The organism is Bifidobacterium choerinum, from assembly GCF_000741135.1.
Lineage (GTDB): Bacteria > Actinomycetota > Actinomycetes > Actinomycetales > Bifidobacteriaceae > Bifidobacterium > Bifidobacterium choerinum.
In genome coordinates, this window is sequence record NZ_JGYU01000001.1 from 148,769 (window position 1) to 165,500 (window position 16,732).

Below are 16,732 nucleotides of genomic sequence, written 5' to 3' on the forward strand. Positions count from 1 at the left end.
GCTCCAGCCCCGCGCCCGCACACACGCGCGGCATCTATGCCAAACCACGCCCGGCGGTTACACTGGTGCGCTATGACGATTTCGCAGGAGGAGCTCGACGCGCAGTCGCTCGCGACATTGCGCCAATACTTTGGCTATGAGGATTTCCGTCCCGGACAGGGCGCGCTCATCCGCGCCATCCTGGGCGGCCGCGATGTGCTCGGCGTCATGCCGACCGGCTCCGGCAAGTCGCTGTGCTACCAGATCCCCTCGCTCTTGCTGCATGGCCTGACGATCGTCATCTCCCCGCTGATCTCATTGATGAAGGACCAGGTGGACGGCGCGAACGAGATCGGCATCCCGGCGGCCTTCATCAACGGCTCGCAGTCGATCGACGAGCAGGAGGACGTGTTCGCCGCCGCGAACGCCGGCCGCGTCCGCCTGCTGTACGTGGCGCCGGAACGACTGGAGACGCAGCGCTTCGTGAACTTCGCGACCCATGCGGACATCGCGCTCGTCGCCGTCGACGAGGCGCACTGCGTGTCCCAATGGGGCCAGGACTTCCGTTCGTCGTACCTCGGCATCGGCGACTTCATCGACGCGCTGCCCGACCGTCCGACGCTCGCCGCGTTCACGGCGACGGCCACCGAACGCGTGCGCCGCGACATCATCCAGATGCTCGGCCTGCGCGACCCCCAGGTCGTCGTCACCGGCTTCGACCGCACGAACCTGTACTTCGACATCCTCAAGCTCGGCACGCGCGACAAGGCGAACTGGATCGCGCGCTACGTGGCCGAACACGCCGACGAATCCGGCATCATCTACTGCGCGACGCGCAAGCAGACCGAGGAGCTCGCCGACACGATCAACGCGCTCGTCCCGCAGCTGCGCGCCGTGTCCGGCGCCGCCTCGCCGTCGTCCTCCCCTATCGCCGTCGCCTATCACGCAGGCCTGCCGCCGGCGCAGCGCGAGCGCGCGCAGCGCGACTTCGTAACCGACGCGGTGCCGCTCGTCGTCGCGACGAACGCGTTCGGCATGGGCATCGACAAGTCGAACGTGCGCTACGTCATCCACCACAACATGCCGGAGAGCATCGAGGCCTACTACCAGGAGGCGGGACGCGCCGGCCGCGACGGCGAGCCGAGCCGCTGCACGCTGCTGTGGAACGAGTCGGACATCGTCACGCGGCGCCGGCTGCTCGACAACGGCGGCGCCAACGAGCGCCTCACCGAGGACGAGCAGGAGCAGGTGCGCCGCTGGAAACGCCATCTGCTCGACGCGATGGTCGGCTACTGCCGCACGACCGAATGCCTGCACCGCTATATGACGCGCTACTTCGGCGAGGACGGCGAGATGCCGGCCGGCGCGCACTGCGTCGGCGGGTGCGTGAACTGCGACAGCACGTTCTCGACGACCGACGTCTCGCGCATCGCGCGCACGATCAGCATGTGCGTGCACGATCTGGGACAGTCGTACGGCAGCGGCAAGATCGTCGCCGTGCTGCGCGGCTCGCAGGCGAAGGACGTGCTCGACCGCGGCCTCGACCATGTGCCGACCTTCGGCAGGCTCGCCGACGTGTCGCAGTCGACGGTGCGCGATGTGCTCAACCAGATGGTGTCGGACGGGTTCCTGACGATCACCGAGGGGCGGCTGCCGATCGTCATGTTCGGCGCCCGCGCGGCCGAGACGATCGACCCGGCGTTCCACTACGAGATGAAGAGCATCACGCGACCGAAGCCGGTGCGTCCGGCGCGGCAGTCGAATCCGGCGCTCGAGCCGACGACCTTCGGCGGCGGGCACGGCGGCACCGACGAGGCATTGTTCGAACGCCTGCGCGGGCTGCGTCTCGACATCGCGCGCGAGATCGGCAAGCCGCCGTACATCGTGTTCTCGGACCGGTCCCTTCGCGACATGGCGACGCGCCGTCCGCACACCGACGACGAGTTCCTCGAGGTCAGCGGCGTCGGCGCGTCGAAGCTCAGCAAGTACGGCGAGCGCTTCATGCAGGCGATCGCCGACTTCGAGGAGTGACGCTTCCCTGTCTCCCCGGTCCGCGCCCGTCTCACCGCCGCTTGTTGCGATGCGGACACGATGGCCGCGGGCGCCATGGTCGCTGCTACAGTGGGGCGTCTGGGGAACGTCCAGCGCCGGTGCGATGGAATGGTCGGGACAAGGCCGCCCTGGAACCGAGGAAACAGAGAAGGAGAACATCATGGGCTACGGCGACGACCCGTCATACGGACCACCGTTCGGCGACTCCGATCATCCACATCCGTATTCGCAAGGGCCGTCCTTCGGCCAATACGGCAGACCGGCCGATCCGTACGGCTGTCCCGGTCAGGGCGGCACGGGCGCGAACGGCGCCGGAGACGCCCAGCCGAATCTCGGCACGACGCAGTCGCCGTTCCCATATCCGACGGCCGGCTCCGGTTCCGGATACGGATACCGCCCCGGACAGTCGCCGCACGACCGAGGCCCCAGACCGCAGCGTGGTCCGTACGGCCCCTACGACCGTCCCTACGACCGGTACGGCTCGTTCCCGTATTTTTCGATGCCGAAGCAACCCGAACGGCACGGATCCGACGCGAAGATCGCAATCGGCGTCGTCGCCGCCGTCCTCGCATCGTCCCTCGCGCTCAGTTGGGCGCTCACCGGGACGACGCCGCCGATGTCGGACGGCGTCGTCCCGTACGCCGTTTCGCAGCAGACCGAGGCGGATTGCGCCACGGGTGCCGCGATGGCCACATGAGGAACCGGAAAACCCGCCCGCTACTTCCCCAGCGCTTCGAAGGCGCCTTCGAGGTCGCCGATGAGGTCGTCGACGTCCTCGATACCGACGGACAGGCGCACGAGGTTCGCCGGCACCTCGAGCGCCGTGCCCGAAACGGACATGTGCGTCATCGCGGCCGGCACCTCGATGAGCGATTCGACGCCGCCGAGCGATTCGGCGAGCGTGAACAGCCGCGTCGAGGCGGCGAAACGCTCCGCCGCCTCCTTGCCGCCGGTGATCTCGACCGAGATCATGCCGCCGAAGCCGCCGTGCATCTGCCGTTCGGCGACCTCGTGGCCCGGATGTGATTCGAGCCCCGGATACCAGACGCGCTCCACGCCGGCGTGCCCTTCGAGCCAATGCGCGATCGTCATCGCGTTCTCGCTGTGCTTGCGCACGCGCAGGTCGAGAGTCTTGAGCCCGCGGATGTCGAGCCACGAATCGAAGGGCGACGGCACGGCGCCGGCCGCGTTCTGCAGGAACATGACCCGCTGCGCGAGCTCGTCGTCGTTCGTGACGACGGCGCCGCCGACGACGTCCGAATGCCCGCCGATGTACTTCGTCGTCGAGTAGACGACGGCGTCGGCGCCGTCGGTGAGCGGATGCTGCAGGATCGGCGACGCGAAGGTGTTGTCGACGACGACGCGCGTGCCGTGCTCGTGCGCGAGCGACGCCGTCAATGCGATGTCGGTGATGTTCAGCAGCGGGTTCGACGGCGTCTCCACCCAGATGTAGCGGTACGACTTGCGCGCGAGCGCCGTGTTGACGGCGGCCGGGTCGGTGATGTCGACGACGTCGAGTTCGACGCCCCACGGCACGAAGACCTTCGCGAGCAGTCGGTAGGTGCCGCCGTAGACGTCGTTGCCGATGAGGATCGCGTCGCCCGGCTTGAGCGTCGAACGCAGCAGCACGTCGATCGCGGCGAGTCCGGAGGAGAACGCGACCGCGTGCCTTGCGCCTTCGACGGCGGCGAGCTGTTCGGTGAACGAGTCGCGCGTCGGGTTGACGGAGCGGCTGTAGTCGTAGCCGTGGCGCAGTCCGCCGACGCCGTCCTGCTTGAATGTCGAGGTCATGTAGATCGGCGTGGAGACGGCGCCGGTGATCGGGTCAGGCTCCTGTCCGGCGTGGATGCCGCGCGTCGCGGTGCCGTAAGTCGTGGTTTCGTTGACGTCGAAGTTGCTCATGGGTGCTGTTGTTCCTTTGGATGCTCTGCGATTGATGATTGATGATTCGGCGATTCATGCGCGCGTTCAAGCGCGGCGCGGCCTCGCGATGTAGCTCGTGACGCTGCCGCTGCCGTGCCCGCGCAGCGGCGCGTGGTGGATGATGAAGGTCGTGCCGCCGGCCGTCCTCGTCGTCGTGCGCGCCGTGTGTACCGTGTCGTGCTTCATAGGTCCGTCTCCTCTGTCGTATCCGTCGTATCCGTCGTATCCGTCGTATCCGTCGTATCCGTCGTATCCGTCGTGATGTGCCGCGTTCAGATCTGCAGCAGCGCCTCGTCGACGATCGACGGGCGCGCCGTCGCGGCGACGACGTCCGCGTAGCCGTGGTCGATCATCCAGTCATCGTTGAAGATCTTCTCGAGGTAGCCGCGGCCGGAATCGGGCAGCAGCACGACGACGGTCTGCGTCTCGTCGAGGTCATGCTCCTTTGCGTATTTGACGGCGGCGGCGACGGCCATGCCGCTCGAGCCGCCGACAAGCAGCCCCTCCTCGGCGGCGAGGCGGCGCGTCATCAGGAACGCCTCGGAGTCGGTGATCTGCACGATCTCGTCGGCGATGTGCTGGTCGTAGGCGCCGGGCATGAAGTCCTCGCCGACGCCTTCGATGTTGTAGCCGTGGATGTTGTCCGGATTCGAGTAGATCGAGCCTTCCGGGTCGGCGCCGATGACGGTGACGGCGCCGTCGGAGACGTCCTTGAGGTAGTTGCCGGTGCCGGAGATCGTGCCGCCGGTGCCGATGCCGGCGACGAAATGCGTGACTTGATGGTCGGTCTGCTTCCAGATCTCCGGGCCGGTCGTCTCGTAGTGGCTGCGCGGTCCGGCCGGATTGAAGTACTGGTTCGGCTTGAACGCGCCCGGGATCTGCTGCGCGAGGCGATCGGAGACGCGGTAGTAGGAGCGCGGATCGTCCGGCGCGACGTCGGTCGGCGTCACGACGACCTCGGCGCCGTAGGCGCGCAGCACGGCGCGCTTCGTCTCGCTGACCTTGTCCGGCAGCACGAAGATCGCGCGGTAGCCGCGCTGCTGGGCGACGAGCGCGAGGCCGACGCCGGTGTTGCCGGAGGTCGGCTCGACGATGACGCCGCCCGGCTTGAGCCTGCCGTCGCGTTCGGCGGCGTCGATGATGCGTTCGGCGATGCGGTCCTTCGACGAGCCGCCCGGATTGAAGTATTCGACCTTGACGGCGATTGTGGCGCGCACGCCCTCGGTGACGTGGTGGAGCTTGACGATCGGCGTGTTGCCGATGTTCTCGGCGATGGTGTCCTGCAGCATGATGGTTCCTTCGGCGTTCGATTGTTCTGGTCTGTGGTCTGTTTGTTTGCTTCGCCGACGCGATTGTTCATGTTCGGTCAGCGGTTTTCGAGACGCCACATGCTCGCATTGGAACCGTATTACGCACAGTTTTTCGTTAGGAGACACCGATGGATTCCGCTGTTTCCCTCTCGTCGAAGTCGTGATGACTACGACCGAAAAGGCTTGGAATCATTGGATTTCGCAGATGAAGTATCAGATATTGGCGTCGATTCGTACTGATGAATGACCCCGATGAATGATTCTGCTGTCTCAAGTTATGCGTCGATATCCGCGCGCCGGAGGCGTCGGTCAGCGACAACAACAACATGAGCGATTGATCATGGTTGCAAGAATATAACGCCACACCGACAATCAAAAAATACGGCGTCCATATATTGAACGCCGTCGCCCATGAGCCGGCCGCTCACAGCGTCGCCGCGGCGACGAGCTCGCGCGTGTACGGGACCTGCGGGTCGCCGAGCACGGCGGCAACGCACCCCTGTTCGACGACGACGCCGTCGTGGAGCACGACGATCGTGTCGGCGATCGACTGCACGACGCCGAGGTCGTGCGAGACGAGCAGCATCCCCATGCGCGGGTCGCGTGCGCGCACCGCGGCGAAGGCGTCGAGGATCTGCAGGCGCGCGGCGACGTCGATTGCGCTCATCGCCTCGTCGGCGAGCAGCAGCCGCGGCCCGGTGACGATCGCGCGCGCGATCGCGACGCGCTGCGCCTGCCCGCCGGACATGTCGATCGGATAGCGGTCGAGGAACTCCTGCGGATCGAGCGCCACGAGGCGCAGCGCTTCGCATACACGTGCGACGAACCCATCATCGGAATGTTTCACATCGTGTTTCCCGCCATCGCCCCTGTCGTGCGCACGCAGCCGCAGCGGTTCGCTCACCGATTGGAACGCCGTCCATCTGGGGTCGAGCGACGAGAACGGATCCTGATAGACGATTCCCGACGCCCGCCGCAGCCGATGCCTCCCGTCGGCCGATGCGATCGGCTCGCCGTCGAAGCGCACGTCGCCCACGTCGGGCGCCTCGAGCCCGAGCAGGATCCGCGTCAACGTCGATTTTCCCGAACCCGAACCCCCGATGACGGCGACGCATTCGCCCTCGTGCACCCGGATCGAGCAGCCGTGCAGCACCTCGTGCCGCCGCCTGCCCTTGCCGAAGCTCTTATGGATGCCGATGCCTTCGAGCAGCGTCGGCGCGTCCGCAACGGAGGTCGCGGTGGATACGGTCGTCGCAGCCGCCGTGGTCCTCCCATCCGTCCCGTTCATCACCACTCCTCCGTTCCCGTCGTCGAAGTCTCCACGACCGTCTCCTCCGTAGTCGTCTCCGCTACAGTCGTTTCCCTCATGACCGCCGTCTCCCGCGCGTGCGAATCGCCGACGTGCAATGTCAGCCGACGCGCCGCCCCGACGAGCGTGCGCGCCTGCGGCGTATGCGGATCGTCGAGCAGCGCCTGCGTGCGCCCCTGTTCGACGATGCGCCCGGCGTCGAGCACATAGCAGTAGCGCGTGGCGCGCGCGAGCACCGAGAAATCGTGCGTAATGAACAGCAGCGCCGCGCCGGCCTCGTCGACGAGCGAGACGAGCAGGTCGACGATCTGCCGCTGCGTCATCGAATCAAGCGCCGTCGTCGGTTCGTCGGCGATGATTAGGCGCGGCGACGTGATGAGCGCCGTCGCGATGCCGACGCGCTGCTGCTGGCCGCCGGACAGTTCATGCGGCCGCCTGCCGTACAGATCGGCGGGCAGCCCGACCTTGCGCATCATCGCGCGCACGCGCGCTTCGCGTTCGTCGGCCGTCAGCTCGTAGTGCAGCGCGAGCGGCAGCGCGATCTGCCTGCCGACGGTGAGCAGCGGGTTGAGCGACGTTCCCGGATTCTGGAAGACCATGCCGACGGCGGCACCGCGCAGCGCAGCCATCTCGACGTCCGGCAGCCCGACGAGCTGGCGGCCGCCGAGTTCAATCGAGCCGCTGCGCTCGGCCGTCGGCGGCAGCAGTCCCATGATCGCGCGCGAGATCATCGACTTGCCCGAACCGGAAGGTCCGACGAGCCCCACGCGCTGCCCGTCGCGCACCTCGAGATGCACGCCGTGCAGGATCGGCCGCGATGCGATCGCGACCCGCAGATCATCGACGACGACGCCCATCGTCACCTCGCAATCTCGGTTGGTGAGTGGGTCGGCGGCCTCACGCAGCGCGTCGCCGAAGAGGTTGAGCGCCACGACGACGACGGTCACGAGCAGGCCCGGCCACAGCACCGTCAACGGATAGATGTTGATGAAACGCACCGACGTGCTCAGCGAATGCCCCCAGCTGGGCACACCCGACGGCACGCCGACGCCGAGGTACGTCAATCCGGCCTCGGCGAGGACGGCCGTGCCCGCCGACAGCGAGCACTGCACGACGAGCGTCGGCATGACGTTCGGCACGATGTGCGTGGCGAAGACGCGCATCGCGCTTGCGCCGTCCGCACGCGCCGATTCGACGTACATGCTGCGCGCGGCGAGCATCGCCGACGGGCGCGCGACGCGCGCGAGGTTGAGGCCGTAGCCGAAGCCGCAGGCGAGCACGATGACGGCGACCGACGCGCCGAGCGGCACGGCGAGCATCAGCGCAATGAGCACCGTCGGAATCGAGATCAGCGCGTCGATGAGCACGACCGAGCCGTGCGCGAGCGCGGCGGCGCGCGACGTCATCGCGGCGACGAGCAGCAGCCCGATCGCGAGCGCGACGAGGACGGTGAGCGCGACGATGACGAGGTCGGTGCGCGAGCCGGCCATCAGCCAGCTGAAGACGTCGGCGCCGACGCCGTCGGTGCCGAGCCAGTGGTCGGCGGACGGCTTCGCCCACACGTCGTAGCCGTTCGTCTCCCACAGCGAACGCGGCGTCCAGACGAGCGAGACAAGCGAGACGAGGATCCACAGGCCGAGCGTGACGAGCGCGAAGCGGCCGGTGCCGCGCGCCCACATCGACGCGACGACGACGCCGGCGCGCCGCAGCCGGCCGCACTCGACGACGCCGTGCGCGGCCGCAGAGGATGCGTGTTGACTGTCATTCATCGTCCTGCCCCAATCTCGGGTCGAGCGCGCGGTGCGTCAGGTCGACGAGCAGGCCGATGACGAGGAAGAACGCCGCGAGCATGAACAGTTCGCTCTGCACGGCGATCAGGTCGCGGTGCGTCAGGTCGTCGACGAGCCCAGAGCCGATGCCGGGCAGCGCGAACAGGTTCTCGATGACCATGACGCCGGTGATCATCTCGGCGAAGGTCAGTCCGACGACGGAGACAAGCTGCGGCATCGCGAGGCGCAGGCCGACGTGCGTGAGCGCGCGTCGGCGCGTCATGCCACAGGCCATCGCCATCTCGATCGCGCCGGTCGAGGCGACCGACTGCAGCGCCGAACGCGTGTAACGCATGATCGACGCGCCGACGATGACGCCGACGGTGACCGCCGGCAGCACGAGCGCGGCGAACGCACGCCCGGGGCTGGACCAGCCGTCCTGCGGGAATCCGGAGGCCGGCAGGATCGGCAGCAGGCCGGTGCCGCGCCCGAACAGCAGGATGAGCACGAGCCCCGCCCACAACGCCGGCACGGCACCGCCGACGATCGCGACCGCCTGGTAGAGGCCGCGGGCGCGCGCGGATTTCGCCATCACCGACGCGCAGCCGAGCGGCACGCCGAGCACGAGCGCGATCAGCAGACCCAGCACGATGAGCGGGAACGTGATCTGCGCGCGTGCGCCGACGACGGACGCGACCGGCTGCCCGGTGAGCATCGTCGTGCCGAAGTCGCCGTGCGCGAGTCCCGCGATCCACGCGCCGTACTGGGCGACGAGCGGACGGTCGAGTCCGAGTTCGGCGCGCAGCGCGGCGACGCGTTCGGGTGGCGAGTTGAGTCCCGCCATGATCGTCGCGAGGTCGCCCGGCAGCACGCGCAGTGCAAGGAACACGACGACGGAGACGACGAACAGCGCGAGCGCGAACAGCGCGCAGCGGCGTGCGAGGTACTTGAGCATCGGCGGGTTAGCCTTCAGTCATCGGGGATCATCGGGGATCATCGGAAATCAGTCGGCGCACGGCGTCACTTCGCCGGCGTGTAGGCGACGTTCCACAGCGGCAGATACGTCTGGTTCATGTTGAGCGGGAAGCCGGTCACGCCCTTGTCCATCGCCGTCGTGATGCGGTAGTTGAGCAACCAGTCGGCGGCCGCGTCCTCGCTGACGATGCGCGCGGCCTTCGCGAGCTTCTCGTCGCGCGTCGCGTCGTCGGTCGCGTGCAGCGCCTCGTCGGTGAGCTTCTGGACGTCCTTGTTGTCGTAGCCGTAGTAGTAGTCGGGGTTCGACCACTGCGTGAAGTCGTGGCTTTCGTTGTGGTCGACGAGCGAGAGGTCGTAGTCCTTGTCGGTGTACACGTCCTGCAGCCATGTCGAGAACTCGACGACGTTGACCTTGAGGTCGATGCCGACCTCCTTGAGCTGCGAGCGCAGCTGGTCGCCGATCTCGCTGCCGTAGGTGTTCGCGTAGGTGAGCGTGAGCTTGAGCGGATGGTCCTTCGTGTAGCCGGCCTCCTTGAGCAGCGCTTCCGCCTTGGCCGCGTCGTGCGGGTACAGCTTCGTCAGGTCCTCGTAGCCGGGGTCGAGCGACGGGATCGGGCCGCCGAGCGCCTTGTCGACGCCGCCGCGTGCCGCGATGAGCTGGTCGTGGTCGATCGCGTAGCGGATCGCCTGGCGCACCTTCTTGTCGGCCGTCGGCCTGCCGGCCGCGTTGTTCATGCCGAGCACGTACTTGTCGGTGCCTTCGCCGGTCTTGACGACGTATTTGGCCGTGTCCTTCCTGAACGGTTCGGCCAGCTGCGCGCTGATCGGCGCGAGCACCTGCACCTCGCCGGACCTGAGCGCGTTGACGGCCGCGTTGTCGTCGGCGTAGTAGCGCACGACGATGGTCGGCGTCTTCGGCTTGGCGCCCCAGTACGTCGGGTTCTCCTCGAGCGTGATCATCGTGTTCGGCTTGAAGTCCTTGACGAGGTACGGGCCGGAGCCGACGGCCTGCGTCTTCGCGACGTACTTCGCGTCCTTGTCGAAGACGAGTCCGGCGCGTCCGGTGAGCGCCCACAGCAGCTGCGAATACGGCTGTGACAATGTGATGACGACGGTGTCGTCGCCGCTCGCGCCGATCGTCTCGAGGTTCTTGAGCGAGTCGGCGTCGTGGTACTGCTTGGAGACGAGTTCGTCGAGCGACCAGACGACGTCCTCGGCCGTCAACGCGTCGCCGTTCGAGAATTTCACGCCGTCTCGCAGATGGAACGTGTACTTGAGGCCGTCGTCGGACACCTCCCAGCTTTTCGCGAGCGCCGGGACGACCTTGTTCTCGCTGTCACGCGCGACGAGCCCCTCGTAGACGTTGCCGATGAGGATCTGGTCGAGGCTCGAGCCGGCCGTGTTGCGGATGTCGAGGTTCGTCGGCGCGAGCTTGAGGCCGATCGCGACGCTCGACGCGGCGCCGTCGTCGGCCTTGCCGCCGCCGCGCGAGTTGGCGGCGCGCACGCCGAAGATCACGGCGACGAGGACGACGAGGACGAGGACGACGCCGATCCACGGCGCCGCCTTACGCGGGCCGCCCGGCCGCTTCGACTTCGCGGCGAGCGACGCATCCGTCGTCATCGAAGTGTTCGTGTCCGCCTGCTGCGGCTGCTGGTTGCTGTGCTGGTTCTCGGTTGCGCCGGCCTCGCCGTGCGCACCATCTGGTGATGCCATCTTCTGGTCTTTCGTTTTCGTTGGTCGGGTTCCCCGCTTACGGGTGCAGTCGGCACGCGGCGGGCGGTTGGCCGCCTCGATGGGTCGGCCACCACGCGTTATTGTAGAGGACGGTCCATATCTGCCGTGCCAGGCGCGGCGTCATCACCAAGCAAAGGAGCGCATATGCTGATCGCGGTCGATATCGGCAACACGAACATCGTCATGGGATTCGTCGACGACGACGAACGGATCTTCGGCACCTACCGCGTCACGACAAAGGCGAACCACACGTCGGACGAGTACGGCCTGATGCTGCTGCAGTTCCTCGCGCTCAACAAGCTCAAGCCGGCCGACGTCGACGACGTCATCATCGCCTCCGTCGTGCCAAAGGTCATGCATTCGTTCACGTCGAGCATCATCAAGTTCCTCGACGTCGACCCGATCGTCGTCGGCCCCGGCATCAGGACGGGCATGAACATCCGGATCGACGATCCGCGTTCGCTCGGCGCCGACTGCCTCGCCGACTGCGCGGGCGCGTACGCGACCTACGGCGGCCGCGTCCTCGTCATCGACATGGGCACGGCGACGACGTACAACTACGTCGACGCGCACGGCACGATCACCTGCGGCCTCGTGACGACCGGCATCCGCACGGCCTCGGAGGCGCTCGCCTCGGCGACGGCGCAGCTGCCGGAGGTGCAGATCGCGCGGCCGACGACGATCCTCGCGAAGAATACGACGAGCGCGATCCAGGCGGGCCTCTACTACGATTTCCTCGGTGGCATCGAACGGATCATCACGCAGTTCCACCGCGAGATCGACGACGACTTCCGCGTCATCGCCACCGGCGGACTCGCGCGCGTCATCGAGACGCCGATGATCGACGTCGTCGACCCCGACCTCATCTTCAAAGGCATGTTCGCGATCTGGCGCCGCAACGTGTGAGCCGCGCGGCTCAGCGCATCGTGAAGCCCTGGTTGGCGCCGTACTCCTTGAGGTCGGACTGCCACAGCGCGATGCCGTCGCGCAGCGTGACCTTCGCTCCGGGCTTCTCCGGCAGGTCCTTGACGTCGACGAGCCCCTCCTGCAGGCGGCGTATCGCGTCGTTGTAGCGTTCCGCCTCGTTCGCCCACGTGTACGCGGTGCCAACGGTCGCACGGAAGTCGGCGCGCGCATACACCTCGAAGGGCAGGTAACTGAAACGCGTGCTCACGCGTCCCGCCGCCTGCGCGAGCACGCGGTTGAACTTCTGGCCGCCGAAATACGGCACGTCGATGCCACGCGCGTCGGTGACGGTCGTCTTGTCGAGGAAGGCCTCGCTGCCGAGCGTCGCATTGTCGGCGGGGAACGAGCCGCCGTCGACGCGCGTGCGGATGCCGGCGCGGCTGTGGCATACGTAGTCGACGAGCCGGAACGCAGCGTCGGGTTTGCGGCTCGAATTGAGCACGCCGAGCGCGGATCCTCCGTTCTCGGCGTTCGTCGCCTTGCCGTCTCGCGTCGGCATTTGCGCGACGCGCCACAGGCCGGCCGTGCCGGGCACATCGGCGAGCAGCAGCGACGGCATCCATGCGCCGGCGAAGACCGATGCAACCCTGCCCGAGCCGAGCGCCTGCTTCCAACGGTCCGACCAGGTGACGAGCGTCGTGTCGACGAGGTCGTCGTCGATCATCCGCTGCCAGAACTCGGTGAAGGCCTGCGTGCCGGCGTCGGTATCGAGCGTGATCGAAACGTCCTTGCCATCCGGGCTCGTATGGTAGGGCGTGCCGCCGGCGAGCCAGATCATCGCATTGTAGAAGCTCGCGTCGCCGGCGTCGGCGGCGATCGACACGCCGATCCTCTTGAGCTTCACGGCGGCCTCGCGGTAGTCGTCCCAGCTGCGGATCTTCGTCGCGTCGACGCCGGCCTGACGGAACACGTCCTCGTTGTAGAAGAAGGCCATCGGGCCCGAATCCATCGGCACGCCGTAGACACGGCCCGCCAACTGCACCGACGCCCACGAGCCGGGCGTGTAGAAATCGCCGTACCCCTTCGTACGGTCGGTCAGGTCGCGCAGTTGTCCGCTGACCGCGTACTGCGGCAGCGCGAAGTATTCGAGCTGCACGACGTCCGGCGTGCCGTAGCCGTCCTGGATCGCCGAGTTGAGCTTCGCATAGTCGGCGGTGCCGATCTGCGTGACGTGGATGTCCGGGTTGTCCTTCTCGAATCCCCGGATGAGCGCGGCCATGCTCGGCTCCCACGACCACACGCTGATCTGCGTGCGCGTGTCGCCGTGTCCGCAGCCGGCCGCGGACACGGCGCCGGCGAGCGCGAGGAGCGCCGCGAGCGCACGCGTCAGCCGTCGGCGCGCGCCGACGGTCCTCGGAAAGCGGATCTTCGCAAAGCGGAAAAACTGCACCGTTTCAATATAGCCGATGTGCGCTATCGGCCGTCGTCGTACAGCCGCCCGCAGACGGCTGCATGACGACGGCCGCCCATGTGTCAGATATCGATGCTGACGCCTTCGCCGGGGCGCACGGCGATGCGCACGATGTCGCCTTCCTTGACGCCGTTCGAGGCGAGACGCTGCTGCGGGACGCTGACCTTGTCCACGCCGGTCTCGGTCTTGCGCGCCGTCTTGCTCGGATGGGCGTTGTACCACAGGATCCGCACGTCGGCGGTGCCGTCCGATTTCGGATCGATGTGGTTGACGATTCCCTTCTGATGCCAGCTGCTGCGCTTGTCGTCGTCGTAGATGATCGGCGTGCGGTAGAGCTCGTCCTGCTTGTCCGCGTCGATGCCGGCGAAGTAGCGCTCCTCGCGTTCGCCGTCGTCGCGTCCGAGCACGTAGGCGATCGCCGCGAAGGCCGCGAGCGCGACGACGCACATCGTGATTGCATATCCCATGTCTGCTCCTTGGTCACTACCGTTGTAGCAAATCCGGGCAGCCGCGGAACTGTTTTGCGCTACCTGCACAAGCGATCCGTGAACAATCGACGATCAAAAACAGCCGACCGACGACCGACACGCGCCGCGTCACCCGTGCAGCAGCGGGACCTGCGACGTGAAGACGCGACGTTCGCCGCTCAGCGGATCGGCGAACTCGAGGCGGCGCGCGACGAGTTCGAGCGGGCGGGAGAAGTCGTCCGACGCGCGTTCCTCGATCGCCGGATAGAGGTCGTCACCGACGATCGGCAGCCCGAGCGCGTTCATGTGCACGCGCAGCTGATGCGTCTTGCCGGTGCGCGGTCGCAGCACGTAGCGGGCGATCGGCGTGCCGTCAGCAGCGTGTCCAAGCGACTGCGCGCGTTCGATGTACGTTTCGGCGTTGACGATGCCGGGCGTCTCGCACGCCTGCAGCACGCCGCGCGTCTTGACGATGCGCGAACGGCGTTCGAGCGGGAACGGGCGCGGCGGCTCGAGGCGGCGCACGGTGCCGGTGCGGGGCCTCGACGCCGGACGCAGCGGCGCCGCGCATTCGTAGGTCTTCACGGCACGCCGCTCCTGGAACATCGTCTGGTAGGCGCCGCGCGCCGCCGGGTCGCGCACGAAGACGAGCACGCCCGCCGTCGCCCGGTCGAGCCGGTGGGCGGGCGTGATGTCCGGGTCGTCGTACTGTGCGCGCAGCCGCATCAGCGCCGTCTGCCGATACCACATGCCGCGCGGCATCGTCGCGAGGAAATGCGGCTTGTCGATGACGATGATCGCCGCGTCCTCGTGCAGCACCGGCATCGCGAAGGGGATGTCGGGCTCATCGACGACCCAGCGGTGACGCCGTGGCGTGCTCACTCGACGGTGACCGACTTCGCGAGGTTGCGCGGCTTGTCGACGTCATAGCCCTTCTGCTTGGCCATGTCCATCGCGAGCAGCTGCAGCGGGACGACGTCGACGAGTGGGCTCATCAGCGTCGGGCACTGCGGGCGCCAGAAGATGATGTCGGCGTAGCGTTCGACGTCCTTGTCGCCCTCCTCGGCGACGGCGATGATGAACGCGCCGCGTGCCTTGACCTCCTCGATGCCGGAGATGACCTTCGCGTGCAGGATGTTGCGCCCGCGCGCGGGAGGGACGATGAAGACGACCGGCTCGCCTTCGTCGACGAGCGCGATCGGGCCGTGCTTGAGCTCGCCGGCGGCGAAGCCCTCGGTGAAGGTGTATGCGATCTCCTTGAGCTTCAACGCCCCTTCGAGCGCCACCGGATAGCCGACATGGCGGCCGAGGAACAGGAACGAGTTGGCGTCGGCGAGCTGTTCGGCGGCCTTGGCGACGCGCGGCGGCTGCGTGTCGAGCACCTGCTGGATCTTCTGCGGCATCGCCTTGAGCGAGTCGAGCGTCTGGTGGATCTCGTCGCGGAAGACGGTGCCCTTGAGCTGGGCGAGGTACAGGCCGAGGATGTAGGCGGCCGTGATCTGCGCGACGAAGGCCTTCGTCGAGGCGACGGCGACCTCGGGGCCGGCGTGCGTGTACAGCACGGCGTCGGCCTCCCTGGGGATGCTCGCGCCCTGGGTGTTGCAGATCGCGAGGACCTTCGAGCCCTGCTCGCGCGCGTGGCGCAGCGCCATCAATGTGTCCATCGTCTCACCCGACTGCGAGATCGCGACGACGAGCGTGCGCGGCGTGAGGATCGGGTCGCGGTAGCGGAACTCGTGCGCGAGCTCGACCTCGACCGGGATGCGCACCCAATGCTCGATCGCGTATTTGGCGACCATGCCCGCATAGCTCGCCGTGCCGCAGGCGACGACGATGATCTTGTCGATCGCCCTGAAGTCGTGCTCGTCGATGCGCACCTCGTCGAGGTTGATGTTGCCCTCGTCGTCGAGACGGCCGAACAACGTGCGCTGCACGGCGGCCGGCTCCTCGTGGATCTCCTTGTCCATGAACGAGTCCCAACCGCCCTTCTCGGCCGCCGATGCGTCCCAGTCGATCTCGTAGACGGCCGGGTCGGGCACCGGGTTGCCGTCGAAGTCGGTCACGCTCACGCCGTCGGCCGAGATCATGACGGCCTGATCCTGGTCGATCTCCATCGCCGTCTTCGTGTACGCGACGAACGCGGCCACGTCGGAGCCAAGGAAGTTCTCGCCGTCGCCCAGGCCCACGACGAGCGGCGAATCGTGACGCGCGCCGACGACGACGCCCGGCTGGCGGCAGTCGATCGCCAGGATCGTGAACGCGCCCTCGAGCATGCGCCCCAGGCGGCGCATCGCCTCGAACAGGTCCGGCTCGCCGGTCTCGGCGATGATGTTGTCGACGATCTTGCCCAAGAGCTTGGCGGCCACCTCAGTGTCGGTGCTCGACGCGAAGCGGTAGCCTTCGGCCTGCAGGTCGAGGCGCAGCTGCGAGGCGTTCTCGATGATGCCGTTGTGGATGATCGCGACCTTGCCGTCACGGCTCGCGTGCGGATGCGCGTTGACATCGTTCGGCACGCCGTTCGTCGCCCAGCGCGTATGCCCGATCGCGACCGTCGCCTCCGGCAGCGGATCGGCCTTGATGTCGTCGATGAGATTGGACAGCCGCCCCGCCTTCTTGCGCACGGCCACCCGCTCCATGCCCGGCGCGGTCAGCGCCACGCCGGCCGAATCATAGCCCCGGTACTCGAGACGCTCAAGACCCTGGAGGCACACCTCGAGCGGCCGCATCGACGGGGAGTTCACATTACCTGCATAACCTACGATTCCACACATAGGCAACAGCATAACGGACATAGGGCGCAAATGCATGCGTCCGGCAGCGAAACCCGCCACTCC

Annotated in this window: 14 protein-coding genes and 1 pseudogene; 3 read left to right on the plus strand and 12 right to left on the minus strand. The window is 67.3% G+C overall.

What is annotated here, in order from left to right:
• Nucleotides 1-72: 72 nt before the first annotated feature.
• Together recQ and BCHO_RS00625 are read left to right on the plus strand one after the other, a co-directional pair.
• Complete coding sequence (recQ, locus tag BCHO_RS00620; protein ID WP_024540712.1) at nucleotides 73-2,010, plus strand: DNA helicase RecQ; 1,938 nt, start codon at nucleotides 73-75, stop codon at nucleotides 2,008-2,010.
• A 181-nt stretch (nucleotides 2,011-2,191) separates the two neighbouring features.
• Entirely contained in the window at nucleotides 2,192-2,728 is a 537-nt protein-coding gene (locus BCHO_RS00625) for a hypothetical protein (protein WP_024540711.1), read from the plus strand.
• Between the two features lie 20 nt (nucleotides 2,729-2,748).
• Here BCHO_RS00625 and BCHO_RS00630 read toward each other — a convergent pair whose 3' ends face one another.
• The 8 genes and pseudogenes from BCHO_RS00630 to BCHO_RS00655 all read right to left on the minus strand — a co-directional run bounded on the left by BCHO_RS00630 (nucleotide 2,749) and on the right by BCHO_RS00655 (nucleotide 11,033).
• The gene (locus BCHO_RS00630) at nucleotides 2,749-3,933 is read right to left on the minus strand and encodes a cystathionine gamma-synthase (RefSeq protein ID WP_024540710.1); all 1,185 of its coding nucleotides are present in this window, start codon (nucleotides 3,931-3,933) and stop codon (nucleotides 2,749-2,751) included.
• A gap of 66 nt (nucleotides 3,934-3,999) precedes the next feature.
• A complete protein-coding gene (locus tag BCHO_RS09125) occupies nucleotides 4,000-4,140 on the minus strand; it encodes a hypothetical protein (RefSeq protein WP_155803909.1) in 141 nt (46 codons plus the stop codon).
• 86 nt (nucleotides 4,141-4,226) lie between these two features.
• Nucleotides 4,227-5,243, minus strand: a complete 1,017-nt coding sequence (locus BCHO_RS00635) for a pyridoxal-phosphate dependent enzyme (protein WP_418214990.1) — start codon at nucleotides 5,241-5,243, stop codon at nucleotides 4,227-4,229.
• 445 nt (nucleotides 5,244-5,688) lie between these two features.
• A complete protein-coding gene (locus BCHO_RS00640) occupies nucleotides 5,689-6,552 on the minus strand; it encodes an ABC transporter ATP-binding protein (protein ID WP_024540276.1) in 864 nt (287 codons plus the stop codon).
• Complete coding sequence (locus tag BCHO_RS09450; protein WP_024540277.1) at nucleotides 6,552-7,430, minus strand: ABC transporter ATP-binding protein; 879 nt, start codon at nucleotides 7,428-7,430, stop codon at nucleotides 6,552-6,554. The genes BCHO_RS00640 and BCHO_RS09450 overlap by 1 nt, the downstream gene beginning before the upstream one ends.
• Before the next feature lie 18 nt (nucleotides 7,431-7,448).
• Nucleotides 7,449-8,252, minus strand: a pseudogene (locus tag BCHO_RS09455) (ABC transporter permease); the annotation flags it as partial.
• 82 nt (nucleotides 8,253-8,334) lie between these two features.
• Nucleotides 8,335-9,297 (minus strand): ABC transporter permease, encoded by a 963-nt coding sequence (locus tag BCHO_RS00650; RefSeq protein WP_024540279.1) that lies wholly within the window; start codon nucleotides 9,295-9,297, stop codon nucleotides 8,335-8,337.
• Nucleotides 9,298-9,362: 65 nt separating this feature from the next.
• Nucleotides 9,363-11,033, minus strand: a complete 1,671-nt coding sequence (locus BCHO_RS00655; RefSeq protein ID WP_024540280.1) for an ABC transporter substrate-binding protein — start codon at nucleotides 11,031-11,033, stop codon at nucleotides 9,363-9,365.
• Nucleotides 11,034-11,198: 165 nt separating this feature from the next.
• Here BCHO_RS00655 and BCHO_RS00660 point away from each other — a divergent pair, with 165 nt between their 5' ends.
• Nucleotides 11,199-11,960, plus strand: a complete 762-nt coding sequence (locus tag BCHO_RS00660) for a type III pantothenate kinase (RefSeq protein WP_024540281.1) — start codon at nucleotides 11,199-11,201, stop codon at nucleotides 11,958-11,960.
• A gap of 10 nt (nucleotides 11,961-11,970) precedes the next feature.
• Here the strand turns inward: BCHO_RS00660 and BCHO_RS00665 are convergent, their stop codons facing one another.
• From BCHO_RS00665 to glmS, 4 genes are all read right to left on the minus strand, one after another.
• The gene (locus BCHO_RS00665) at nucleotides 11,971-13,350 is read right to left on the minus strand and encodes an ABC transporter substrate-binding protein (RefSeq protein WP_029675243.1); all 1,380 of its coding nucleotides are present in this window, start codon (nucleotides 13,348-13,350) and stop codon (nucleotides 11,971-11,973) included.
• Between the two features lie 143 nt (nucleotides 13,351-13,493).
• Nucleotides 13,494-13,898, minus strand: coding sequence for a hypothetical protein (locus tag BCHO_RS00670; RefSeq protein WP_024540283.1), 405 nt, complete (start codon nucleotides 13,896-13,898; stop codon nucleotides 13,494-13,496).
• Between the two features lie 129 nt (nucleotides 13,899-14,027).
• Nucleotides 14,028-14,723, minus strand: coding sequence for a pseudouridine synthase (locus tag BCHO_RS00675; protein ID WP_029675245.1), 696 nt, complete (start codon nucleotides 14,721-14,723; stop codon nucleotides 14,028-14,030).
• Between the two features lie 53 nt (nucleotides 14,724-14,776).
• A complete protein-coding gene (gene glmS, locus BCHO_RS00680; protein ID WP_024540285.1) occupies nucleotides 14,777-16,669 on the minus strand; it encodes a glutamine--fructose-6-phosphate transaminase (isomerizing) in 1,893 nt (630 codons plus the stop codon).
• Nucleotides 16,670-16,732: the final 63 nt, after the last annotated feature.

Bases quoted from the DNA above. Each gene is read 5' to 3' on its own strand.
- recQ (WP_024540712.1), top strand. From the start codon at position 73: ATGACGATTTCGCAGGAGGAGCTCGACGCGCAGTCGCTCGCGACATTG.
- BCHO_RS00625 (WP_024540711.1), top strand. From the start codon at position 2,192: ATGGGCTACGGCGACGACCCGTCATACGGACCACCGTTCGGCGACTCC.
- BCHO_RS09450 (WP_024540277.1), bottom strand. From the start codon at position 7,430: ATGGGCGTCGTCGTCGATGATCTGCGGGTCGCGATCGCATCGCGGCCG.
- BCHO_RS00675 (WP_029675245.1), bottom strand. From the start codon at position 14,723: ATGCCGGTGCTGCACGAGGACGCGGCGATCATCGTCATCGACAAGCCG.
- BCHO_RS00635 (WP_418214990.1), bottom strand. From the start codon at position 5,243: ATGCTGCAGGACACCATCGCCGAGAACATCGGCAACACGCCGATCGTC.
- BCHO_RS00640 (WP_024540276.1), bottom strand. From the start codon at position 6,552: ATGAACGGGACGGATGGGAGGACCACGGCGGCTGCGACGACCGTATCC.
- BCHO_RS00650 (WP_024540279.1), bottom strand. From the start codon at position 9,297: ATGCTCAAGTACCTCGCACGCCGCTGCGCGCTGTTCGCGCTCGCGCTG.
- BCHO_RS09125 (WP_155803909.1), bottom strand. From the start codon at position 4,140: ATGAAGCACGACACGGTACACACGGCGCGCACGACGACGAGGACGGCC.
- BCHO_RS00630 (WP_024540710.1), bottom strand. From the start codon at position 3,933: ATGAGCAACTTCGACGTCAACGAAACCACGACTTACGGCACCGCGACG.
- BCHO_RS00660 (WP_024540281.1), top strand. From the start codon at position 11,199: ATGCTGATCGCGGTCGATATCGGCAACACGAACATCGTCATGGGATTC.
- BCHO_RS00670 (WP_024540283.1), bottom strand. From the start codon at position 13,898: ATGGGATATGCAATCACGATGTGCGTCGTCGCGCTCGCGGCCTTCGCG.
- glmS (WP_024540285.1), bottom strand. From the start codon at position 16,669: ATGTGTGGAATCGTAGGTTATGCAGGTAATGTGAACTCCCCGTCGATG.
- BCHO_RS00655 (WP_024540280.1), bottom strand. From the start codon at position 11,033: ATGGCATCACCAGATGGTGCGCACGGCGAGGCCGGCGCAACCGAGAAC.